The following is a 1,305-nucleotide window of genomic DNA, read 5'->3' on the forward strand; positions in this document are numbered from 1 at the left end:
GAGGAATGATCAAGACCTGTGGATCAGGGAGGGCGTGCCTTCCCGTAAATATGATCCTGGTAGTCACTTGATCAAGTCAGCGTTGCAGCGCTGGCGGAAAGGCACGCCTCGTGCTCACGGTAGTCAACTCCAACGAAGGTTCCAACCCGGCTGGCGAGGACCGCTCCATCCTCGATCAGATCGTCCGAGACGGTGCTCGGCAGATGCTCGCCGCGGCATTGCGCGCCGAGGTCGCCGCCTACATCGACCAGTTCACCGATCAGGTCGATGAGAACGGGCACCGTCTGGTGGTGCGTAACGGCTCCCACAACGAGCGGGAGGTGATGACCGCTGCGGGTGCGGTTGCGGTGAAGGCACCGCGGGTCAACGACAAGCGCGTCGACCCAGACACCGGTGAGCGGCAGAGGTTCTCGTCGAAGATTCTGCCGGCGTGGGCACGCAAAAGCCCGGAGATCTCCGCGGTCCTGCCGCTGCTGTACCTGCATGGACTGTCCACCGGCGATTTCGGGCCGGCACTCGAGCAGTTCCTCGGTTCCGGCGCTGGGTTGTCGGCGGCCACCATCAGCCGACTCACTGCCCAGTGGCAGAAAGAAGCCGCAGCCTTCGCCGACCGCGACATCACCGCCGACTATGTGTACGTGTGGGTCGACGGCATCCACCTCAAGGTGCGCCTGGAGCAGGAGAAGCTGTGTCTGTTGGTCATGATCGGCGTCCGCGCCGACGGCCGCAAGGAGTTGATCGCGCTCGCTGACGGCTACCGGGAATCGACCGAGTCGTGGGCCGATCTGCTGCGCAGCTGTAAACGCCGTGGCATGCCGTCCCCGACCCTGGCGGTCGGGGACGGCGCGCTCGGGTTCTGGGCCGGGGTCCGCGAGGTGTTCCCCGAGAGCCGGGAACAACGCTGCTGGTTTCATAAGCAAGCCAATGTGCTTGCGGCACTGCCGAAATCGGCACACCCCAACGCTATCAAAGCGATGCAGGAAATCTACAACGCCGAAGACGAACAGCATGCCCGTCAAGCCATCGCTGCATTCGAGAAGACCTACGGTGCCAAGTATCCGAAAGCCGTGGCCAAGATCGTCGACGACACCGACGTGCTCCTGGAGTTCTATCGGTATCCCGCTGAGCATTGGATTCATCTGCGGACCACCAATCCGATCGAGTCGACGTTCGCGACCGTGCGGCTACGGACCAAAGTCACCAAAGGCCCCGGATCCCGCGCGGCCGGCATCGCGATGGCCTACAAACTGATCGAGGCCGCGCAGTCGAAATGGCGGGCGGTCAACGCACCACATCTGGTGAAAC

At 63.1% G+C, this 1,305-nt stretch carries 1 protein-coding gene; it reads left to right on the forward strand.

From position 1 onward, the window contains the following. Positions 1-110: 110 nt before the first annotated feature. A partial coding sequence (locus ACWDSI_RS20455; RefSeq protein WP_449757688.1) for an IS256 family transposase occupies positions 111-1,305 on the forward strand: 1,195 nt, incomplete at its 3' end.

This window comes from Gordonia sp. NPDC003429 (genome assembly GCF_053588575.1).